Here is a 19,236-nt window from a genome sequence, read left to right as displayed (position 1 = left end):
TTCGGCGTATCTCCGGGTGCGTGTCTCCGCGGCCGTATCTCCGCGTGAACGCGTTCGAAATGCTGGTAGCCTCGGGCGACTTGGGACCACTGGGGAGGGGTTCACAGCGTGATCAGAACGTGGTCGGGCCGTCGTGTGACGACGGCCGTGGCAGCGGTCGCCTTCGGAGCGGCACTGCTGTCGGTGGCACCGGCGGGACCGGTGGGGACGGGCATGGGGACGGCGGTGGCGGCGGAGGCGGCGGAGCCGCCGGGCGAGGTGGTGATCCCGGCGGAGCTGTCGGCGGATCCGTACGCGGGGAGGTTCCCCGTGGTCGGGCTGACGGGGTTCGTCCAGGGCGGCGCCTACGGCGGATACCACTGGATCTCGTACGCCGACGGCACCCGGACGAAGCTCCCGTTCTTGTCGCCGCGGCCCACGGGCACGGACATGATCGCCATCCTGGGCAGCACCTTCGCGCGCCTCTACGATCCGGCGACGAACACCACGCAGACCGTCCAGGCGCCCAGCGGGCAGCAGACCGCCGCCATGGTCGGGCGGTCGCTCCTGACGTTCGAGACCGCCGACCGCCGGATCTGGCATCTGCTGACCCTCGACCAGGGCAGCGGCACCGTGCAGGACCGGAGCGTCTCGCTTCCGGAAGGTGCCACCGAGGCGACCGCCGAAGCGGCCCACAGCCCGTACGGATCCTTCCTGAGCTACCGGCTCGACGGCATCCAGCGGCGGGTGTGGCTGGACCGGTCCCTCACCCTGCATCCGATGCCCCCGAAGGGGACCACAGGCGACGTCGTCGCGGACCGGTACTACTTCCGGTTCACCGAGGCCGGGCGCGTCCAGGTCTGGGATCTGACCGGTGACCTCTCCGCCCCGCTCCACGAGGCCGACTGGGCCGGCGGCAAGCCGGTCGCCCTCCTCGGCGACCGGATCCTGGCCCGGGTCCCCGGCGAGGGCGGTGACCGTCTGGTCGCCCGTCCGCTGGCCGGCGGCGCCGAGCAGGAGGTCCTCGACCGGATCACCGGTGACACGGTGGCCGGCCCCGACGGGCGGGTCGTCGCGGCGCGCTCCGGCAGCGGCGACGAGCGCATGGCGTATGCGGTACGGGCCGGGGAGAACGGCGGCGCGCCCGTCGCGGGCAAGATCGCCGACATCCCGCCGGCGCCGGCGCGGATCGGGCGGATGAGCGCGGCCCAGGGCGTTTTGCTCTCGTACGAGCAGCTGCCCTACACGACTCCCCGGGTGCGGGAACGCATGGTCACGACCGGCGGGGAACTCGCCGCCGGGCCGAAGCGGGAGCTCACCGGTGACGGCGTCTGCGGGGCCCAGGTCGACTGCGAGGGGGCCCAGACGGGCGACGGCCGCACGGTGTTCAGCGGCTCGGACGGGTCCCTGCGTGTGGTCGAGGCCGGTCAGCAGCTGCCCGGCACGGCCCTCACCGGACTTCCCCGGCCCAGCGGGGTCTGGCAGGTGTCGGGCCGCTACGTCACCTACGTCACCGCTCCGGAGGCCGGCGGCGAGCGGCAGGTGGCCGACCTGGACACCCAGCAGGTCCTCCTGCGCCGACCGGGCGGCGTCCTCTCCGACCGGGCCGTCGCGATGGAGGGCGACACCTATTGGGAGGAGAGCAGCCGGACCGGTGAGGTCGAGGCGTTCGACGTGCGCACCGGCGCCTGGAAGTGGTCGCGGACGGTGTCCGACTGCGACCTGACCGATCTCCAGGTGAACGGCGGCTACCTGTACTGGCGGTGCGCCAACGGGAAGGACGGCGTCCAGCAGTACGGCCCCGCCCTCGACATCCCCCTGCCCGCGCACGACACGGCGCAGCTCGGCAACGGTTTCATCGTCCACACGAAGGGGCACGAGCTCTCCCTCACCCCGCTGCGCGAGGCCGGGCCGACCCGCCTGGTCGCCACCCTCCCGCAGGACAACCACAGCTGGACCGTGGACCGTTTCGGCGGCCACCTCTACTACGCGGACGCGCAGCAGCGGATCCACGTCGTCCCCTCCGGCGTCCCCGCCTCCGCCGTGTCCGTCATCGACGCCGACACCCCGCAGGTCCTCGACCTGGAGTCGGCCGCCGGCGCCTCCTGGACCGGCCGCTTCTGGCTGAACAAGCCCGCCGCGTCCTGGACGCTGACGATGAAGGACCGGACCGGTGCCGTCGTCCGGACGCTGACCGGGGGCGAGGCCCGGGGGCTGGTGAAGGCCGGCTGGGACGGCAAGGGCGAGGACGGGGCGGCGCTCGCCGACGGGCGGTACGAGTGGACGCTGACCGCGGCTCCCGCCGACGGCTCCGGGCCCGAACCGCGCCGCGTCGGCGAGGTGTTCCTGACGCGCGGCGGCCTCGGGACGTACGAGCCGGTCGAGCCGGCCCGGGTCCTGGACACCCGCAGCGGGCTCGGCGCGCCGAAGGCCAAGGTCGGGCCGCGCGGCACGGTGACGCTGCAGGTCGCGGGGCGCGGGGGCGTGGTCTCGGCGGGCGTCACGGCGGTGGTCCTGAACGTCACCGCGGTGAACCCGACGCAGTCGACGTTCGTCTCGGTGTACCCGTACGGGACACAGCGCCCGACCTCGTCCAGCCTGAACGCGGCCGCCGGCCGGACCGTGCCGAACCTGGTGACCGTGCCGGTCAAGGATGGCAAGGTGACGCTGTACAACCACGCCGGCGCGGTCGACCTGGTCGCGGACGTGGCCGGTTACTACACGCTGAGCGGTGAGGGCGACCGCTTCCTGCCGGTCGAGCCGGCCCGGGTCCTGGACACCCGTAGCGGCCTCGGCGCGCCGAAGGCCAAGGTGGGCGCGGCGCGGACGGTGAGCGTCCAGGTGGCGGGCCGCGGTGGGGTGCCGGCGACCGGTGTGTCGGCGGTGGTGCTGAACGTGACGGCGACCGGCCCGACGGCGTCGAGCTTCGTGTCGGTGTACCCCTACGGGTCGCCGCGCCCGAGCGCCTCGAACCTGAACGTGGTGGCGGGCCAGACGGTCGCGAACCTGGTCGTGGTACCGGTCAGGGACGGCAAGGTGACGCTGTACAACCACGCGGGCAGCGTCGATCTGCTGGCCGACGTGTCGGGGTACTTCACCGCGAGCGGGCCGGGCGACCGGTTCCGGCCGCTGCCGCCGCAGCGGGTGATGGACACCCGGGAGAACTGGATGGCGCTCAAGCTCGGCCCCGACCAGTCCGCGGTCCTGGAGATCGCCGGCATCGGCGGGGTCCCGGCCACCGGCGCGTCCGCCGTGGTGCTGAACGTGACGGCAACGAACGCGACGGCGTCGACGTACATCGCGGTGCACCCGACCCTGACCGATCGGCCGGTGAACTCGAACCTGAACCTGGGGGCGGGGCAGACGGTGGCGAACCAGGTCATCGTCCCGGTGGTGAACGGCCGGATCACCTTCTACAACCGGGCCGGTTCGACCGATGTGATCGTGGACGTCTTCGGCTACTACACGGACTGAGACGCCGAGGCCGCGGAGGCCTGAGCCGAAGGGTGGTCCACCGTCCCGCGACGGTGGGCCACCCTTCGGCGTCCCGGCGTCCCGGCGTACCCGGCGGTAAGTGGGGCGCGCACGAGTCTGGCAGGGGCACGTCAAGCGCTGTCATAGTGCCGCCATGGACCGACGACGCTTTCTCGCGGGCGCCGCCGCAGCCGGTGCCGCACTCCTCGTGGGCACCCCCTCCGCCCGGGCGGCCACCGCCCTCGGGACGCAGGACTGGATGGCTGCCCACGGCGACCCCACCCCGCTCCAGAAGCTCACGATCCCCGGAACGCACGACTCCGGGGCCCGCTACGGCGGGCTGTGGACCGAGTGCCAGAACACCACCATCGCCCAGCAACTGGACAGCGGCATCCGCTTCCTGGACATCCGCTGCCGGGTCACCGGCGGCTCCTTCGCCATCCACCACGGGTCCTTCTACCAGAACATGATGTTCGGCGACGTCCTCGTGGCCTGCTGGAACTTCCTCGCCGCACACCCCTCCGAGACCGTCCTGATGCGGGTCAAGCAGGAGTACTCGACCGACTCCGACGCCACCTTCCGGGCGATCTTCGACGACTACCTCGACAACCGCGGCTGGCGCCCGCTGTTCCGCATCGGCGACGGCGTGCCCACCCTCGGCGAGGCCCGCGGCAAGGTCGTGCTGCTCGCCGACAACGCGGGCCTGCCGGGGCTGCGCTGGGCCGACGGGCGGTACTTCGACGTGCAGGACGACTACCAGGCCGAGCCGTTCGCCAAGTGGCCCGAGATCCGCGACCAGTTCCGCGAGGCGGCCGGCCGGCCCGGCCCCTTCTACGTCAACTTCGTCTCCACCGCCGCCGGCCTCCCGCCCCGCTGGAACGCCGACCGGCTCAACCCGCAGGTGCACTCCCTCATCGACGGCGAGGGCGCCGGCTGGAAGGGCCTCGGGATCGTCCCGATGGACTACCCCAACACCCGTTCAGGACTCGTCGAGTCCCTCATCCGCCACAACTGACCCACCGGTCCCACCAACCGCTTCCGGCGGCGGTGTCGGCGCCCCCGGCAGCCGCACCGTCGCCACCGTCCCGCCGCCCCCGTCCGCCGCCGGGGCCAGCGCGACCGAGCCGCCCGCCTGCCCGACCGTACGGGCCACGATGGACAGGCCGAGACCGGAACCCGGCAGGCTGCGCGCCGACGGCGAGCGCCAGAAGCGGTCGAAGACATGCGGCAGCTCGTCCGCCGGGATGCCCGGCCCGTGGTCCCGCACGGTCAGCTCGCCGCGCATCAGCCGCACCTCGACCGTGCCGCGCGGCGGCGAGAACTTCACCGCGTTGTCCAGGACGTTCACCAGGGCGCGCTCGAGCGCCGCCGGCTCCGCCCGTACGTACCAGGGCGCCAGATCCGTCTCGAAGCGCAGCTCCGGACCGCGCAGCCGGGCCCGGTCGAGCGCCGACCGCAGCACGGTGTGCAGCGGTACGACCTCCAGGGGGCCGAGCGCCGCCGCCTCCGGCCGGGACAGCTCCTGCAGGTCGCCGATCAGCGCCGCCAGCTCCGTCATCTGCGCCTTCACCGAGGCCATCAGGGCCCGCCGGTCGTCCGGCGGCAGCGCGCGGCCCGTCTCCTCACTGCGCGCGAGCAGCTCGATGTTGGTACGGAGCGAGGTCAGCGGCGTGCGCAGCTCGTGCCCCGCGTCCGCGATCAGCTGCGCCTGCCGGTCCCGGGAGGTCGCGAGCGCCGCCGTCATCGCGTTGAACGAGCGCGAGAGCCGGGCGATCTCGTCCTCGCCCTCCACCGGGATCCGCACCGTCAGGTCCTCGGTCGCCGCCACGTGCTCGACCGCCCCGGTCAGCCGGTCCACCGGCGCGAGCCCGGTGCGCGCCACCCACAGCCCGGCCGCGCCCGCGCCGACCACGCCGATCCCGGAGACCAGCAACAGCACCCAGGCCAGGGTGTTCATCGAGTTGCCGATCTCGGACAGCGGACGGGCCAGCGACACCGCCGCGTCGGGCCGGGACGGGTCCGCGTAGGTGTAGACGCGCATCTCGCGCCCGTCGCCGTCCTTCGTCGTGTGCAGGGCGTCGTCGAGCAGCCGGCGCGCCACCCCCACGTCCGAGGCCTGCGCCGGGATCGGCGCCTTGCCCGACGTGCACACCGTGCCGTCGGTGAAGACCAGCTGCACGGTGTACGGCGGCAGCGGCGGCGCCTGGCGCCCGGTCCGGCAGCCGGCGATCACCATCGTCAGATAGCCGTTGTCCACCTTGGTGCCGCGCAGCCCCGAGTCCAGCTCGTGCTCCAGCTGCGCCCGGGTCACGAACCAGCAGGCCAGCGACACCGCGGCGACCGCGACCGCCACCGCGAGCGCGGTGAGCAGCGCGAGCCGGGAGCGCAGCGGCCGGGCCCGGAACCAGGCGACGGGGCTGGTCATTCGGCGCCTCCGCCGCGCAGGACGTAGCCGACGCCCCGCACGGTGTGCACCAGGCGCGGCTCGCCGCCCGCCTCGGTCTTGCGCCGCAGATACATCACGTACACGTCCAGGGAGTTGGAGCTCGGCTCGAAGTCGAAGCCCCACACGGTCTTGAGGATCTGCTCCCGGGTGAGCACCTGCCGCGGGTGCGCCAGGAACATCTCCAGGAGGGTGAACTCGGTACGGGTCAGCTCCACCGGCCGCCCGGCCCGGGTCACCTCGCGGGTCGCCAGGTCCATCCGCAGGTCCTCGAAGGCGAGGACGTCCTCGGCCACGGCGCCCGCGGTCGCCGCCGCCTGCTGCGCCGCGTACGAGCTGCGCCGCAGCAGGGCGCGGATCCGCGCGAACAGCTCGTCCAGCTCGAAGGGCTTCACCAGATAGTCGTCGGCGCCCGCGTCGAGGCCGGTGACCCGGTCGCCGACGGTGTCGCGGGCGGTGAGCATCAGGATCGGCACGGTCGAGCCGGACGCGCGGATCCGGCGGGCGGCGGTGAGCCCGTCCATGCGGGGCATCTGGACGTCGAGGACGACGAGGTCGGGGTCGTACGACTCCAGTTTGGCGAGCGCGTCGAGCCCGTCGACGGCGTCCTCGGTCCCGTACCCCTCGAAGGCGAGGGAGCGCCGCAGGGCCTCGCGGACGGCGGGCTCGTCGTCGACGACGAGGATGCGTTCGACATCGTTCCGTGCATCGTTCTGTGGGCCGGTCATGGGGTCAGCGTCGCACGCGGCCGGGGTGCTGTTCAGCTGTCGCCGCCAGAGCGGAGCTGGTCCAGGTCGGCCTTGACGGTGTTCACCGGGATCGCGAATCCGAGGCCGACGCTGCCGGCCGTGGAGCCGCTCGAAGAACTGGGCGAATACATGGCCGAATTGATGCCGATGATCTCGCCGTTCATATTGATCAGCGCGCCGCCGGAATTCCCGGGATTGAGGGAGGCGTCGGTCTGGATCGCCTTGTACGTGGTCTTCGAGGAGCCGGTGTCGCCGTTGAACTGCTGCCCGCCGAACTCGAACGGCCAGCCCTGGCGCGGGTCCCACTGCTGCTGACCCTGGCCGTCGCCCTGACCGCCGTCCTGGCCGCCGTCCTCCTTGGCGACGGTCACATCGCGGTCGAGCGCCGAGACGATGCCGCTGGTGACGGTGCCGGTCAGGCCCTCGGGCGAGCCGATGGCCACGACCTCGTCGCCGACCCGCACCTTGGACGAGTCGCCGAGCGTGGCGGTCTTCAGTCCGGACGCGCCCTGCAGCTTGATCAGCGCGAGGTCCTTGTCGGGGTCGGTGCCGACGACCTTCGCGGTGTACGTCTTGCCGTCGCTGAGCTGCACGCTGATCTGCGAGGCGCCGGAGATGACGTGATTGTTGGTGACGATCTCGCCGTCGGAGGTGATGATCACGCCCGAGCCGGTCGACTTGCCGGAGTTCGAGCTCGCCGAGATCTCCACGATGGACGGGGACACCGCCTGGGCCACGCCGGCGACGGTGCCCTTGCTGCTCGCGGAGACGTTGGTGCCGCTCACGGCGCCGGACGCGGTCGCGGTCCCGCCGTCGGTCCAGCGCTCGACGAGGGTCGCGGTTCCGCCGCCGACCGCCGCCGCGGCGATGGCCACGGCGGCCATGAGACCGACCCCGCGCTTGGCACGGCGGCGCGGCGAGGGCGCGGGGGCCTGGGCGTACGTCGTGTCGTACGTCGGGTACGTCGGCTCGTACGGGGGCCGCGGCGGGTAGTACGGCTGCTGCTGCGGCTGGGGCTGCTGCGGCTGGGGCTGTGTGTCGTCCGTCATGGCTACGACTCTCGGAGCCGTACATGAGAACCGTCTGAGGACGGGGTGAGAAGCCCGACAGAAGCCTGTATGCCCGAAATAAAGACTCGACGTGTACGGGTCAGGCAGGGCCGGGTTTACGGGGTCAGTGCTCGCAGCCGCAGGAGCCGCGCACGATCAGCGCCGACGGGAACTGCTTCACCCGCTCCCGCCGCGAGCCCGCGACCCGCAGCGAGTCGTCGAGCACCAGGTCCACCGCCGCCCGGGCCATCGCCGGGCGGTCGGAGTAGACGGTGGTCAGCGGCGGATCCGCGAGCGCCGCCTCCTTCACGTCGTCGAAGCCGGCCACGGCCAGCTCCCTCGGCACGTCGATGCGCAGCTCGCGGGCGGCCCGCAGCACGCCGAGGGCCTGGTCGTCGGTCGAGCAGAAGATGGCCGGCGGCCGCTGCGGCCCGGCCAGGATCTCCAGCGCGATCTTGTACGCGTCGTAGCGGTTGTACGGGGCCTCGAAGAGCCGGCCCTCGACCGGGCGGCCGGCCTCCAGCATGGCCCGCCGCCAGCCCTCGACGTGGTCGGCGACCGGGTCGCCGACGGCCGGGGTGTTCGGCACGCCGCCCATGCACGCCACGTACGGGTGCCCGTGCTCCAGGAGGTGCCGGGTGGCGAGCTGCGCGCCGCCGATGTCGTCGGTGACGACGGCGACGTCGTCGATCGCCTCGGGCCGCTCGTGCAGCAGCACGACCTTGGCGTCCCAGGCCTCGATCTCGCTCGCGGCCTGCTCGCTCATGCCCTGGCTGACCAGGATCAGACCGGACACCCGCATGCCGAGGAAGGCCCGCAGATAGTGGATCTCGCGCTCGGTGCGGTAGTCGGAGTTGCCGACCAGGACCATCTTTCCGCGCTCGGCGGCGGCCTGCTCGACCGCGTGCGCCATCTCCGCGAAGAAGGGCTGCCGGGCGTCCGGCACGATCATGCCTATGAGGTCGGTGCGCCGGGAGGCCATCGCCTGGGCCACCCGGTCGGGTCGGTAGCCCAGCTCCTTGATGGCGGCGAGGACACGCTCGCGCGTGGCCGGGGCGACCGGCCGGGGTCCGTTGTTGATCACGTAACTCACGACCGCGGTAGAAGTACCCGCCAGTCGCGCAACGTCATCCCGCGTCACCTTGGCCACGCGCGGAAGTCTACGCGGGGTGACCTACCTACCGGCAGGTCGCGCTGTGGCATACGCCACGTTAACGGTCCTCCACCGGAGTGAGTTCCCGCGTGTCCGCCTTGACGCGCGCCTCCGCGCGCCCTTCGGAACGGTCCCCCGATCGGTCCGCCGATCGATCCCCCGATCGGTCCGCCGATCGATCCCCCGATCGGTCCGCCGAACGGTCGGCCGAACGATCTGTGGACCGATCCGCCGAACGGTCGGCCGAACGGTCGGCCGAGCGGTCCGCCTTCTCCGGCGTCACGAAGCGGTAGCCGACGTTGCGGACGGTGCCGATCAGCGACTCGTGCTCCGGGCCGAGCTTGGCGCGGAGCCTCCGTACGTGCACATCGACCGTTCGGGTGCCGCCGAAGTAGTCGTACCCCCACACCTCCTGGAGGAGCTGCGCCCGGGTGAAGACCCGCCCCGGGTGCTGGGCGAGGTACTTGAGCAGTTCGAACTCCTTGAAGGTCAGGTCCAGGACCCGGCCCTTCAGCTTGGCGCTGTACGTGGCCTCGTCGACCGACAGGTCGCCGTTGCGGATCTCCATGGGGGAGTCGTCCACGCCGATCTGCTGCCGGCCCATGGCCAGGCGCAGCCGCGCCTCCACCTCGGCCGGCCCCGCCGTGTCGAGCAGTACGTCGTCGATGCCCCAGTCGGCGGTGACGGCGGCGAGACCGCCCTCCGTGACGACCAGGATCAGCGGACAGCCCGGGCCGGTGGAGCGCAGCAGCTGACAGAGCGAGCGCACCTGTGGCAGGTCACGCCGCCCGTCCACCAGGATCACGTCGGCGCCCGGGGTGTCCACCAGGGCCGGGCCCTCGGCGGGGGCCACCCGCACGTTGTGGAGCAGTAGACCGAGGGCGGGCAGCACTTCGGTCGACGGCTGCAGAGCGTTGGTGAGGAGCAGCAGAGAACTCATCGCGTCCCACCTGCCACGCTCGTCGGTCGGTCGTGCTTCGTACGGGGTCGATCGTCCATGACGTCGGTTCCTCCTCGGCCCTCGCGCCCCGAGAGCTTTTGTTCACCTGTCCGTAACAACGGTCGGAAAACACAAAAGGACCCGGGGGCTGCATTGCCCGGATCCTCTGCCAAGCACAATAGCTCACATGAGTTCCGAGGCAGAGGGCCGATTTCACATGGTGGATGTTTCCTCGCTCACTTCCGTCCCGCGCCGCGCCACCTTGCGCACGGTGTTGCGTACGGATGACGGTGTCCGGATCGAGGCGGTTTACGAACCCTCCACAGCCAGTGTCACCGATACGGGCGCCGATGCGGGTGCCTACGCGGGTGCCTCTGCGGGCGCAGGTACCGCGGTGGTCCTCGCGCACGGGTTCACCGGCTCGGCCGACCGGCCGGCGGTCAGGCGCGCCGCGCAGGCCTTCCGCCGGCACGCCGCCGTGGTCTCGTTCTCCTTCCGCGGCCACGGGCGTTCCGGCGGCCGCTCCACGGTCGGCGACCGCGAGGTCCTGGACCTGTCCGCCGCCGTCCGCTGGGCACGCGAGCTCGGCCACGCGCGCGTGGCGACGGTCGGCTTCTCCATGGGCGGCTCGGTCGTGCTGCGGCACGCCGCTCTGGAGAAGGGGACGGACGCCCGCGCGGACGCCGTGGCCGCCGTCTCCGCCCCGGCCCGCTGGTACTACCGGGGGACGCCGTCGATGCGCCGTGTGCACTGGGTGGTCACCCGGCCGGTGGGCCGGCTGGTCGGGCGCTACGGCCTCGGGACGCGGATCGACCGCAAGGAGTGGGATCCGGTGCCGCTCGCGCCGTTCGAGGCGGTGCCGCTGATCGCGCCGACCCCGCTGCTCGTGGTGCACGGGGACCGCGACCCGTACTTCCCGCTCGACCACCCCCGGATGCTCGTGGAGGCCGCGGAGACGGCCGGCAGTCCGGCCGAACTGTGGCTGGAGCGCGGCATGGGCCACGCCGAGAACGCGGCGGGCGACGAGCTGCTCGACCGCCTCGGGAACTGGCTCGCCCGGCCATAGCCCATCATGGGGGGCGGCGCGCACACGAACGAAGGGAGTGCCGCTATGGCAGCGGGAACCATCCGCTACTGGGCCGCGGCGAAGGCGGCCGCGGGGGTCGCCGAGGAGCCGTACGCCGCCGAGACCCTCGCGGAGGCCCTGGCCTCGGTCCGCGAGCGGCACCCCGGCGAGCTGACCCGGGTCCTCCAGCGCTGCTCGTTCCTCATCGACGGCGACCCGGTCGGGACCCGCGCGCATGAGACGGTACGGCTGGCCGAGGGCGGCACGGTCGAGGTGCTCCCCCCGTTCGCAGGAGGGTGAACCGCACACCATGAGCAGTGATCAGCAGTACCCGTACGACCCGCAGGGGAGCCCCCAGGGGAGCGCCCAAGGGAGCCCCCAGGGCGGTCAACCGTACGACCCGAGCATCACCCAGACGTGGGAGGGTCAGACCTGGGACACGCAGTACCAGCCGGTGGTGCAGCAGCCGCAGGCGCCCGTGTCGTACGACACCACGTATCTGCCTCCCCAGGGCCAGGGGTACGGCCGGCAGCCCGCCACGGGCGGCCACCCGCTGCCCCCGGAGATGCCGTACGGGTACGAGGGGTACGAGGGGTACGAGGGGTACGAGGGGTACGAGGGGTACGAGGCCCAGGCCCCGGCCCCCGTGGCGTACGAGCCCGCTCCCGCTCCCGCGCCCGCTCCCGAGGCGATGGCGGCCCCCGCGGAGCCCGGCCCCGCCTACTCCCCGCCGACCCTCTCCGGGAACTCCCGGGTCACCGACGCCCAGCGCGCCCGCGCCGAGGGCCGGTCGCCGATCATCGAGCCCGGGATGCAGCCGGCCGCGCTCACCGCCGGTCTCGGCGTGCTGCTCGCGGTCGGCGCGGCCGTCGGCCCGTACGCGCTACTCGTCCCACTGCTGCTGCTCCAGGGCCTCACCGCGGCCGGCTGGTTCCGGCTCAACGGCATGTGGCCCGCCCGGCAGGGCATCGCGCTGGCCTTCCTCGGCGGGGTCGTCGCCGACGCCGTGCTCCTGATCGCCGGCCGGGAGCACACCCCGGCCGCCGTCATCGGCACCCTCGGCGTGTGGGTGCTGCTCACGCTGGTGCTCCAGCTGCGCAGCCACGCCGATCCGGACGAGCGGATGTACGGCCTGATGGCGACGGTCGCCTCGGCGGCCCTGGCGATCCTGGCCGCCGGACAGCTCGGCGCCGAGGCGGACGCCGTGGTCGTCGGCGCGGTCGCCGTCGCCGCCACCGTCCTGGCCCGCGCCCTCCCGCTGCCCGGCCCGGCCTCCGTGGTCGTCGCGCTGCTCGCGGCGGCGGGCGGCGGCATCGCGGCCGGCGGGCTCACCGGACTCGGCGGCTCCGGCGCGCTGCTCGGCCTCGGCGCGGGCGTCTGCGCGCTGGTCGGGCTGCGGGTGGCGAGCTACGACTACCCGTCGCGGTTCGTGCACATGACGGCCGGTGTGGCGCTGCCGCTGACCGCCGCCGTGCCCGCGATCTATCTGCTCGGCAGGGCGCTCGCGTAGCCCCCGCACCGACCGGAGCGTGAGACTCCGGGGAACCGACCGGCCCCCTGACACGTCGATCTTGTGTCGGGGGGCCGGACTCGTGATCTGGGGGCAGAAACGCATGCGAGCACTACGGATGGTGCTGATCGTGGCCGTGGTGCTGGGCGGGCTCCTGGTCGGTGCGGACCGGGTCGCCGCGTCGTACGCGGAGTCGGAGGCCGCCGAGGGGGTGCAGGTCGGCGCGGTGCGTCCCGAGTCCACGGACGTCGACATCAAGGGCTTCCCGTTCCTCACCCAGGCCGCCGGCCGCGGCTTCGACGAGGTCGAGGTGCGCTTCACCGGCGTCCAGGTGATGGCCGGGGGCCGCCCGGTGCGGATCGACGAGATGAACGCCACGCTGCACGACGTGATCCTGACCGACGCCTACGGGATCGAGCGCGCGGGCAGCGCCGACGGCACCGCCCTGATCGCCTACCCCGACCTGGCCGCGGCCTCGGGCCGGGACGCGAAGGTGGCGTACGGCGGCGACGGCAAGCTGAAGGTGACGGGCGGGGTGCGGATCCTGGGCCGGACGCTGACCCGCTCCGTGCTGTCCACGGTGACCCTGGTGAACGGCGACACCATCCGGGTGCGCGCGGACGAGGTGCCCGGCGAGGGCATCCCGGGCCTGGAGGGCATGGTGCGCTCCCGCACCGACTTCGACCGGCGGATCGAGGGCCTGCCGAAGGGCATGCGCCTGACGAAGGTCGAGGCCCGGGAGAACGGTCTCGTGGTGACGGTGACCGGCCGGAACGTGGCGCTCGGCGCCGGCTGAGCAGCCAACTGATCACATTCTGAGACGGCGGCGTCCGATCTGTAGAAAGTGAAGGGACGCGGGCGCTCGGCGGGCGTCCGGGGGAGATCCGTACTCGCCTTCGATCTCGTATATCGGATGATCGCGTCTCAGAATACGACACACCGGTGACACGGCCGCCGGTCCGTCCCTACGATCGAGGGCATGAAGCGACAGGCGGAACTCACGAAGCGGCGGGCAGTAGACCTGTGCCGCGTCGCCGCCATGCTCTGTCGCTCGGTCTGAGCGGGACGCACATCTCCCGTATTCCCTCAGGCCCCTACGGCGTGAAATTCCCGCGTCGTGATGCCGGGGCCACCCTTGCGCAGCCGTACGCCGTCGTCCGCACCGCGAGCCGACGCGTACCCGCACCACCCCGCACGAACCGCCGCACACTGCCCCGGAGGAGAAACAGCATGGCTCGCAGCGACGTCCTGGTCGACGCCGACTGGGTCGAGGCCAACCTCGACAACCCGCAGGTCGCCCTCGTCGAGGTGGACGAGGACACGTCCGCCTACGAGAAGAACCACATCAAGAACGCCATCCGGATCGACTGGACGAAGGACCTCCAGGACCCGGTCCGCCGTGACTTCATCGACCAGGAGGGCTTCGAGAAGCTCCTCTCGGCCAAGGGCATCGGCAACGACACCACCGTGGTCCTCTACGGCGGCAACAACAACTGGTTCGCCTCGTACGCCTACTGGTACTTCAAGCTCTACGGCCACCAGGACGTGAAGCTCCTCGACGGCGGCCGCAAGAAGTGGGAGCTCGACTCCCGCGACCTGGTCGACGGCTCCGAGGTCCCGAACCGCCCGGCCACCGAGTACAAGGCCCAGGCCCAGGACACCTCCATCCGTGCCTTCCGCGACGACGTCGTGGCCGCGATCGGCACCCAGAACCTCGTCGACGTGCGCTCGCCCGACGAGTTCTCCGGCAAGCTCCTCGCGCCGGCCCACCTCCCGCAGGAGCAGTCGCAGCGCCCGGGCCACGTGCCGAGCGCCCGCAACATCCCGTGGTCGAAGAACGCCAACGACGACGGCACCTTCAAGTCGGACGAGGAGCTGAAGGCCCTCTACGAGGCCGAGCAGGTCGACCTGGCGAAGGACACCGTCGCCTACTGCCGCATCGGCGAGCGCTCCGCGCTCACCTGGTTCGTCCTGCACGAGCTGCTCGAGGTCACGAACGTCAAGAACTACGACGGTTCGTGGACCGAGTACGGCTCCCTCGTCGGCGTGCCGATCGAGCTCGGCGCCAACAAGTAAGACCTTCCTCCCCCTTCGACCGTAAGGATTACTGACATGTGCGGAGCGCAGCCCGGCGGCCCCGACGCCTCGACCATCAAGCCCGGTGAGACCACCATCCAGGGCTACGTGACCAAGGACGGCCAGCCCGTCACCGGTTACGTCCGCCTCCTGGACTCGACCGGCGAGTTCACGGCCGAGGTCCCCACCTCCGCCACCGGCCAGTTCCGCTTCTACGCGGCGGAGGGCACCTGGACCGTCCGCGCCCTGGTCCCCGGCGGCACCGCCGACCGCCAGGTCGTGGCCCAGCACGGCGGCCTGGCCGAGGTCGCCATCGCGGTGTGACGCCGCACGCTTGACCGGCCGAAGGGCCGTGCCTCCTGGGGGTTGGACGCTTTCCGGGACTTGAGGCACGGCCCTTCGGTCCATTTCCCCGACGCGCCCCTCGCACCACTCGGCGCCGGGGCGCCTCACGGGCTTCGAGGCGCTGCGCCGGACTCCGTCCGCCGACGTCGTCGGCCCGGGGCCGTGCAACGTCCAGGCTCGCTCAGGAGCATGCGTCCCGCACACCGCGCACCAGAAGCGTGCCGACGCGGCGGGTCCCGGTGCCCGGGGCCGGCAGGACGGTCGCTGCGACATCGGTGAAGCCGTGTGCCCGGAACAACTCCGTCCATGTCTCGGGGGGATGGTCCCAGCGCCTCACGACCGCCGGGTCCCTGTCGGGGCCACGGGGGATGAAGGACGCCTGACAGCCGTAGCACCCCTCGACCGCGGGATACTGCGACATCACGAAGACGCCGCCCAGCCGGAGACGGTCGCGGACTGCGGGCAGCAGGACCAGGACGGTTACTACAACAGCGCCCGGTACCACGGGGCGGTACAGATGCTGGTCGAGCCGACCGGGCGGCGGATGACCGGAAAGTGGGTCGGGTTCGGCAAGGACTTCGACGTGAGCACCGGTCCGTGGGAGCTGCGGCTGGTCGACACGTTGATGAGGAAGGCGACGCTGGAGCGGTACAGCCGGCCGCCGGAGTAGCGCCCGCGCGCTGTCCGGGGTCGGGTTCCGGTCGTACGCTGAAGATGTGTACGCACGGCGACGGCGCGTCTACTTCTGGATGATGGGCGTCTGCCTGGTGCTTTTCGTGGGCGCCTGGGCCGTCGTGCGGCTCTTTTCCGTCCCCGCCGCCATCGCCATGTGCGTGGTCGCCATGGTCATCCCGCCGGTCGCGGCGATGATCGCGAACCGGCGCGGCCCGGAGGACCGCTGGTGGGACGATCCGACGGGCGACAAGCAGTCCGACGAGTGGTGGGACGAGCTCGACGGCAAGGACAAGCGGGACCGGTGAGGGGGCTGTCCGGCCCTGGCCCACCACGCTCGGCGGACGGAGTCCGGCGCAGCGGCTCGAAGCCTGTGAGGCCCTCCGGGGCCGAGCAGTGCGAGAGGCGCGTCGGGAAATCAGTCAAGCAGTCGGACGAGTGGTGGGACGAGCTGGACGGCAAGGACAAGCGGGACCGGTAGGTCAGTAGACCAGGGCCTGGGTCTCATCCGACATCGCTTCCTGGACGAAGACCTGCGCGCCCGCGATGCGGATGCCCTTCAGGACGTCGTCCTCGGTGATCTCGCGGCGGGCGGCGCACTGGGTGCAGAGGGTGATGCGGCCGGCCGCCAGGATCGAGTCGATCAGGTCCGGGAGCGGGGCGGCGTGCGGGAGGTCGAACTCGGCCGCGCGGCCCGGGAGGGCGAACCAGGAGGACTCGCCGGTCAGCCAGAGGGACACCTCGACGCCGCTCGCGACGGCGACGGCGGCCACGGTGAAGGCCTGGGAGCAGCGTTCGGGGGCGTCCGCCCCGGCGGTCACCTTGATCACGAGCTTCTTCGCCATATACCGAACTGTAATGCGGTTCCCGGCAACCTCATGCACCCCTCGCGTGTCAGCTAGGCGCGCGGGTAACGGAATCCGCGCTTCTAGTCTCGTGGGGGGACTGCTTTGGAAGCCACAGAAGCGGTGGAATCCGCTCGAAACACCCCGGAGGCCGAGCCGACACCCGCCCCCGGCCCGGTCGTCGAATCCGCGGAACCCGCAACGGTGCCGGTTCCTGCCGAAGACGTGCCGCCCGTTCCCGCGGCCGGTCCCGTGCCCGCCGACGACGAGCCGGCGCCGCGCCGCCGTCGCGGCGGCCGCACGCTCGCGCTGCTCGCGGCCGCCGCCGTGCTCGGCATCGTCGGCGGTGTCGCCGTCGGCTACGGCGTCCAGGCCGAGCGCGAGCCCACCCCGCTGCCGCCGCTCAACCAGGTCGACCTCGCCTACCCGGCCAAGCCCGCCGCCAAGGGTCAGGAGCCGCCCGCGCTCGCCGTCGCCGACGACCGCGGCCTCAAGACCGAGGGCGACCTGCGCAAGCTGCTGCTGCCCAAGCCGGCCGGCGCGAAGGACGTGGACTACGCGCCCAAGGACCACTGGATGAGCGTCAGCTCGTACGCCGAGGACTTCGAGTCGCCCAGCGGCGCTTTCGAAGACCTCATGGACAACGGCATCCGCCGGATCGCCACCACCTCCTGGACCATCGGCGAGTTCAAGACCGTCCACATCAACCTGCTGCAGTACCGCTCCAACGACCGTCTGGGGGCCGCCGACCGGGCGACGACCCTGCGGGAGGGCCTGGAGGAGGAGAACGGTTACGGCCAGCCGCTCAAGGGCAGCGCCGAGGGCCGCAGCTACGTCCTCCCCGTCAACCGGGAGGCAGGGTTCGTCGACGTCTACGAGGCCAGGGCCGTCGTCCACCGGGGAGACGTCGCGGTCGAGGTCTACATCCTGGACACCAAGAAGATCAGCCAGAAGGAGATCACCTCGCTGGCCGAGCGACAGCTGGGGCGCCTGTGAGCGAGGAGACCACCACCGTGGAGAACCAGGACCAGAACAAGGACCGGGACCAGAACAAGGACCAGGACCAGGGCCAGAACGGGCCGGAGCTCGTGGAGCCGCCCGCCGTCGCCGAGACGCCCGCGCCCCGCGCGCCGCGCCGCCTCTTCCCGTACGTCCTCACCGGCGTCCTCGTCCTCGGCGTCGGCGCCGGCGCGACCTTCACCGGCGTCACCGTCGCGGGTGCCGACCGCCACGCGCCCACCGTCGCCTGGGAGGAGCCGCCCACCCCGGCCAAGGACCCGGCCGCGAACGCCGCCGACGGCCGCGCCTCGACCCCGCTGAGCAAGCTGCTCCTGCCGGTGCCCGAGGGGTACGGCCTCGGCCCCGACGTCGAGGAGTTCGGCAACGACGGCGAGGTCAGCGCCAAGGACGCCGTCGCCCTCGTCAAGCAGTCCGGAAAGGGCCTGTCCGGCAAGAAGCGCCGCGAGTTCGACAAGCGGATCGAGAAGCTCGGCATCCAGGGCATCGCGGTCCGCTCCTACGCCTCCGACGACGCCAACGTCGTCCTCGAGGTGCAGGTCGTGCGGATGAAGAACAAGCGGTTCGGCGCCGAGATGCACAAGATGCGCAACGAGCTCGCCGGCCTCCTGAAGTTCCCCAAGGGGCCGAAGATCGCCGGCCACAAGAACGCCACCTGCTGGGCGATGCCGAAGCCGAAGGGCGAACACGCGGAGGAGAGCCTCGACGGGATGGTCTGCTCCGCGTACGACTCCGAGTACTCGGTCACCGTCACCGCCTCCGGCAGCCGGCCCTTCGACAAGTCCGCCGTCGCCGAGCTCGTGAAGAAGCAGCTCGACCACATCAAGTCCCCGGGGGAGTACGTATGACCGTCACCGAGCCGACGGACGTCGCTCCGGACGCCACGCCAGACGCCACGCTGGACGCCGCAGTCGCCCAGGAGGCTCCGGCCGCCCCGGAGACCGCTCCGAAGAACCCCCGCTCCCGCAAGCTGCTCGGCAGCGTCCTGCGCTGGGCCGCCGCCGTCGTGGTGTGCGGCGGGCTCGGGGCCGGGACGGCCGCCGCGATCACCTCGATGGAACGCACGGACGTGCCCGGTCTCGCGACCGAGAACGACGGCCGCTGGGCGTACCCGAAGCTGAGCCTGCCGCCGCTGCCCGAGGGCTCCCCGCGCCCCTTCACCATCGGCAACGAGGGCGAGGTGCACCACGCCGACCTGCGCGCCCTACTGCTGCCCGCGCCGGCCGGGGCGACCGTCGACCCGAAGCTCGACGGCGTGTGGGTGAGCGTCGACCAGTACGTCTCCCTCTACTCCAAGGACGAGCGCCCCGAGCTGAAGCAGGCATTCGACGACTCCGCGCTGCGGCATATCACCGCCCGGGCCTGGACCATGCCGGATGGCACGAAGAGCGCCGTCTACCTGCTGCGCTTCAAGTCCGTAGCCTTCTCGGAGCACTTCAAGGACTATGCGGTGCACGCCGGCACCGCCGCGACCACGCCCCTGGAAGGAATACAGTCCGTCGGGACCGAAGCGCTCGGGAACGACGCCCGGGTGCCGGACACGGTGCAGTACGCGACGGCCGAAAAGGAGCCGTACGGCCCCGAGCAGACCCGCTGGGCCTACATCCAGGCCGGCGACACGCTCGCGCTGGTCGTCCAGTCCCGCAAGGGCGAGGCGGCGCCCGTACCGTTCCAGCAGACGGTCACCTTGCAGAACCAGCTGCTCGGCTGAGATCCCGTACGAGATCCCGTACGAGATCGCGTACGAGACCCACCTCACCGAGAGGGGCCGGTCCCCGCCCACTAAGCTGGGGGCCGGCCCGTACCGCCTTCACCGCTCACCGAGGAGCACCAAAGTGATCGTCTTTTTCGAAACCCTGCTGGCGCTCGTCTGCGTCGCGGTTCTCGCCTTCGCCGGTCTGACCGTGAAGAAGCTGTA

The 19,236-nt window shown here is 72.0% G+C and carries 19 protein-coding genes and 1 pseudogene; 14 read left to right on the top strand and 6 right to left on the bottom strand.

Going from position 1 to position 19,236, the window contains the following annotated elements; genetic code table 11:
• Nucleotides 1-108: 108 nt before the first annotated feature.
• Nucleotides 109-3,453: a FlgD immunoglobulin-like domain containing protein gene (locus tag KV205_RS36350; protein WP_265867445.1), complete on the top strand. Its 3,345-nt coding sequence runs from the start codon at nt 109-111 to the stop codon at nt 3,451-3,453.
• A 154-nt stretch (nt 3,454-3,607) separates the two neighbouring features.
• Nucleotides 3,608-4,468 carry a phosphatidylinositol-specific phospholipase C gene (locus KV205_RS28040; RefSeq protein WP_265867444.1) on the top strand — a complete coding sequence of 287 codons (861 nt, stop codon included), beginning with the start codon at nt 3,608-3,610 and terminating at the stop codon, nt 4,466-4,468.
• On the opposite strand, the gene KV205_RS28035 is transcribed toward KV205_RS28040, so the two are convergent.
• From KV205_RS28035 to KV205_RS28015, 5 genes are all read right to left on the bottom strand, one after another.
• Nucleotides 4,433-5,878 (bottom strand): cell wall metabolism sensor histidine kinase WalK, encoded by a 1,446-nt coding sequence (locus KV205_RS28035; RefSeq protein WP_265867443.1) that lies wholly within the window; start codon nt 5,876-5,878, stop codon nt 4,433-4,435. The genes KV205_RS28040 and KV205_RS28035 overlap by 36 nt on opposite strands.
• Nucleotides 5,875-6,624, bottom strand: coding sequence for a response regulator transcription factor (locus KV205_RS28030; RefSeq protein ID WP_265867442.1), 750 nt, complete (start codon nt 6,622-6,624; stop codon nt 5,875-5,877). Before KV205_RS28030 ends, KV205_RS28035 begins: the two co-directional genes overlap by 4 nt.
• A gap of 32 nt (nt 6,625-6,656) precedes the next feature.
• Nucleotides 6,657-7,694 carry a S1C family serine protease gene (locus KV205_RS28025; RefSeq protein WP_274710928.1) on the bottom strand — a complete coding sequence of 346 codons (1,038 nt, stop codon included), beginning with the start codon at nt 7,692-7,694 and terminating at the stop codon, nt 6,657-6,659.
• 124 nt (nt 7,695-7,818) lie between these two features.
• The gene (locus KV205_RS28020; RefSeq protein ID WP_265867440.1) at nt 7,819-8,844 is read right to left on the bottom strand and encodes a LacI family DNA-binding transcriptional regulator; all 1,026 of its coding nucleotides are present in this window, start codon (nt 8,842-8,844) and stop codon (nt 7,819-7,821) included.
• A 61-nt stretch (nt 8,845-8,905) separates the two neighbouring features.
• The gene (locus KV205_RS28015) at nt 8,906-9,787 is read right to left on the bottom strand and encodes a response regulator transcription factor (protein ID WP_265867439.1); all 882 of its coding nucleotides are present in this window, start codon (nt 9,785-9,787) and stop codon (nt 8,906-8,908) included.
• A 187-nt stretch (nt 9,788-9,974) separates the two neighbouring features.
• Here KV205_RS28015 and KV205_RS28010 point away from each other — a divergent pair, with 187 nt between their 5' ends.
• The 9 genes and pseudogenes from KV205_RS28010 to KV205_RS27975 all read left to right on the top strand — a co-directional run bounded on the left by KV205_RS28010 (nt 9,975) and on the right by KV205_RS27975 (nt 15,764).
• Nucleotides 9,975-10,853, top strand: a complete 879-nt coding sequence (locus KV205_RS28010) for a S9 family peptidase (protein ID WP_265867438.1) — start codon at nt 9,975-9,977, stop codon at nt 10,851-10,853.
• A gap of 45 nt (nt 10,854-10,898) precedes the next feature.
• Nucleotides 10,899-11,153, top strand: coding sequence for a MoaD/ThiS family protein (locus KV205_RS28005; protein ID WP_265867437.1), 255 nt, complete (start codon nt 10,899-10,901; stop codon nt 11,151-11,153).
• 10 nt (nt 11,154-11,163) lie between these two features.
• Nucleotides 11,164-12,363, top strand: a complete 1,200-nt coding sequence (locus KV205_RS28000; protein ID WP_265867436.1) for a hypothetical protein — start codon at nt 11,164-11,166, stop codon at nt 12,361-12,363.
• 103 nt (nt 12,364-12,466) lie between these two features.
• Nucleotides 12,467-13,159: a DUF2993 domain-containing protein gene (locus KV205_RS27995; RefSeq protein ID WP_265867435.1), complete on the top strand. Its 693-nt coding sequence runs from the start codon at nt 12,467-12,469 to the stop codon at nt 13,157-13,159.
• Between the two features lie 183 nt (nt 13,160-13,342).
• A complete protein-coding gene (locus KV205_RS36575) occupies nt 13,343-13,423 on the top strand; it encodes an Ms5788A family Cys-rich leader peptide (protein WP_352021666.1) in 81 nt (26 codons plus the stop codon).
• Nucleotides 13,424-13,593: 170 nt separating this feature from the next.
• Nucleotides 13,594-14,439, top strand: coding sequence for a sulfurtransferase (locus KV205_RS27990; RefSeq protein ID WP_265867434.1), 846 nt, complete (start codon nt 13,594-13,596; stop codon nt 14,437-14,439).
• A 36-nt stretch (nt 14,440-14,475) separates the two neighbouring features.
• Complete coding sequence (locus tag KV205_RS27985; protein ID WP_265867432.1) at nt 14,476-14,763, top strand: DUF1416 domain-containing protein; 288 nt, start codon at nt 14,476-14,478, stop codon at nt 14,761-14,763.
• Nucleotides 14,764-15,247: 484 nt separating this feature from the next.
• Nucleotides 15,248-15,454, top strand: a pseudogene (locus tag KV205_RS27980) (XRE family transcriptional regulator); the annotation flags it as partial.
• Between the two features lie 10 nt (nt 15,455-15,464).
• Entirely contained in the window at nt 15,465-15,764 is a 300-nt protein-coding gene (locus KV205_RS27975; RefSeq protein WP_265867479.1) for a DUF3099 domain-containing protein, read from the top strand.
• Between the two features lie 174 nt (nt 15,765-15,938).
• Here the strand turns inward: KV205_RS27975 and KV205_RS27970 are convergent, their stop codons facing one another.
• On the bottom strand, nt 15,939-16,301 hold the full coding sequence (locus KV205_RS27970; protein ID WP_265867431.1) for a DsrE family protein: 363 nt from the start codon (nt 16,299-16,301) through the stop codon (nt 15,939-15,941).
• Nucleotides 16,302-16,424: 123 nt separating this feature from the next.
• Here KV205_RS27970 and KV205_RS27965 point away from each other — a divergent pair, with 123 nt between their 5' ends.
• From KV205_RS27965 to KV205_RS27955, 3 genes are read left to right on the top strand one after another with little or no spacing between them, the layout of a single operon-like run.
• Nucleotides 16,425-17,297, top strand: a complete 873-nt coding sequence (locus KV205_RS27965) for a hypothetical protein (protein ID WP_265867430.1) — start codon at nt 16,425-16,427, stop codon at nt 17,295-17,297.
• Nucleotides 17,294-18,166, top strand: a complete 873-nt coding sequence (locus KV205_RS27960) for a hypothetical protein (protein ID WP_265867429.1) — start codon at nt 17,294-17,296, stop codon at nt 18,164-18,166. Before KV205_RS27965 ends, KV205_RS27960 begins: the two co-directional genes overlap by 4 nt.
• Nucleotides 18,163-19,029, top strand: coding sequence for a hypothetical protein (locus KV205_RS27955; RefSeq protein ID WP_265867428.1), 867 nt, complete (start codon nt 18,163-18,165; stop codon nt 19,027-19,029). Before KV205_RS27960 ends, KV205_RS27955 begins: the two co-directional genes overlap by 4 nt.
• Nucleotides 19,030-19,236: the final 207 nt, after the last annotated feature.

This window comes from Streptomyces sp. SKN60 (assembly GCF_026236535.1).
In the GTDB taxonomy this organism is placed as follows: Bacteria; Actinomycetota; Actinomycetes; order Streptomycetales; family Streptomycetaceae; genus Streptomyces.
The sequence above is the reverse complement of the archived record's forward strand: the minus strand, read 5'-3'. Positions and strand labels throughout refer to the sequence as shown.

What these genes read in the sequence shown, in the direction of transcription:
- KV205_RS28035 (WP_265867443.1), bottom strand. Translation starts at nt 5,878, where the DNA reads ATGACCAGCCCCGTCGCCTGGTTCCGGGCCCGGCCGCTGCGCTCCCGG.
- KV205_RS28025 (WP_274710928.1), bottom strand. Translation starts at nt 7,694, where the DNA reads ATGACGGACGACACACAGCCCCAGCCGCAGCAGCCCCAGCCGCAGCAG.
- KV205_RS28010 (WP_265867438.1), top strand. Translation starts at nt 9,975, where the DNA reads ATGAGTTCCGAGGCAGAGGGCCGATTTCACATGGTGGATGTTTCCTCG.
- KV205_RS27985 (WP_265867432.1), top strand. Translation starts at nt 14,476, where the DNA reads ATGTGCGGAGCGCAGCCCGGCGGCCCCGACGCCTCGACCATCAAGCCC.
- KV205_RS27970 (WP_265867431.1), bottom strand. Translation starts at nt 16,301, where the DNA reads ATGGCGAAGAAGCTCGTGATCAAGGTGACCGCCGGGGCGGACGCCCCC.
- KV205_RS27955 (WP_265867428.1), top strand. Translation starts at nt 18,163, where the DNA reads ATGACCGTCACCGAGCCGACGGACGTCGCTCCGGACGCCACGCCAGAC.
- KV205_RS28030 (WP_265867442.1), bottom strand. Translation starts at nt 6,624, where the DNA reads ATGACCGGCCCACAGAACGATGCACGGAACGATGTCGAACGCATCCTC.
- KV205_RS27990 (WP_265867434.1), top strand. Translation starts at nt 13,594, where the DNA reads ATGGCTCGCAGCGACGTCCTGGTCGACGCCGACTGGGTCGAGGCCAAC.
- KV205_RS36575 (WP_352021666.1), top strand. Translation starts at nt 13,343, where the DNA reads ATGAAGCGACAGGCGGAACTCACGAAGCGGCGGGCAGTAGACCTGTGC.
- KV205_RS27995 (WP_265867435.1), top strand. Translation starts at nt 12,467, where the DNA reads ATGCGAGCACTACGGATGGTGCTGATCGTGGCCGTGGTGCTGGGCGGG.
- KV205_RS28000 (WP_265867436.1), top strand. Translation starts at nt 11,164, where the DNA reads ATGAGCAGTGATCAGCAGTACCCGTACGACCCGCAGGGGAGCCCCCAG.
- KV205_RS28015 (WP_265867439.1), bottom strand. Translation starts at nt 9,787, where the DNA reads ATGAGTTCTCTGCTGCTCCTCACCAACGCTCTGCAGCCGTCGACCGAA.
- KV205_RS28005 (WP_265867437.1), top strand. Translation starts at nt 10,899, where the DNA reads ATGGCAGCGGGAACCATCCGCTACTGGGCCGCGGCGAAGGCGGCCGCG.
- KV205_RS28040 (WP_265867444.1), top strand. Translation starts at nt 3,608, where the DNA reads ATGGACCGACGACGCTTTCTCGCGGGCGCCGCCGCAGCCGGTGCCGCA.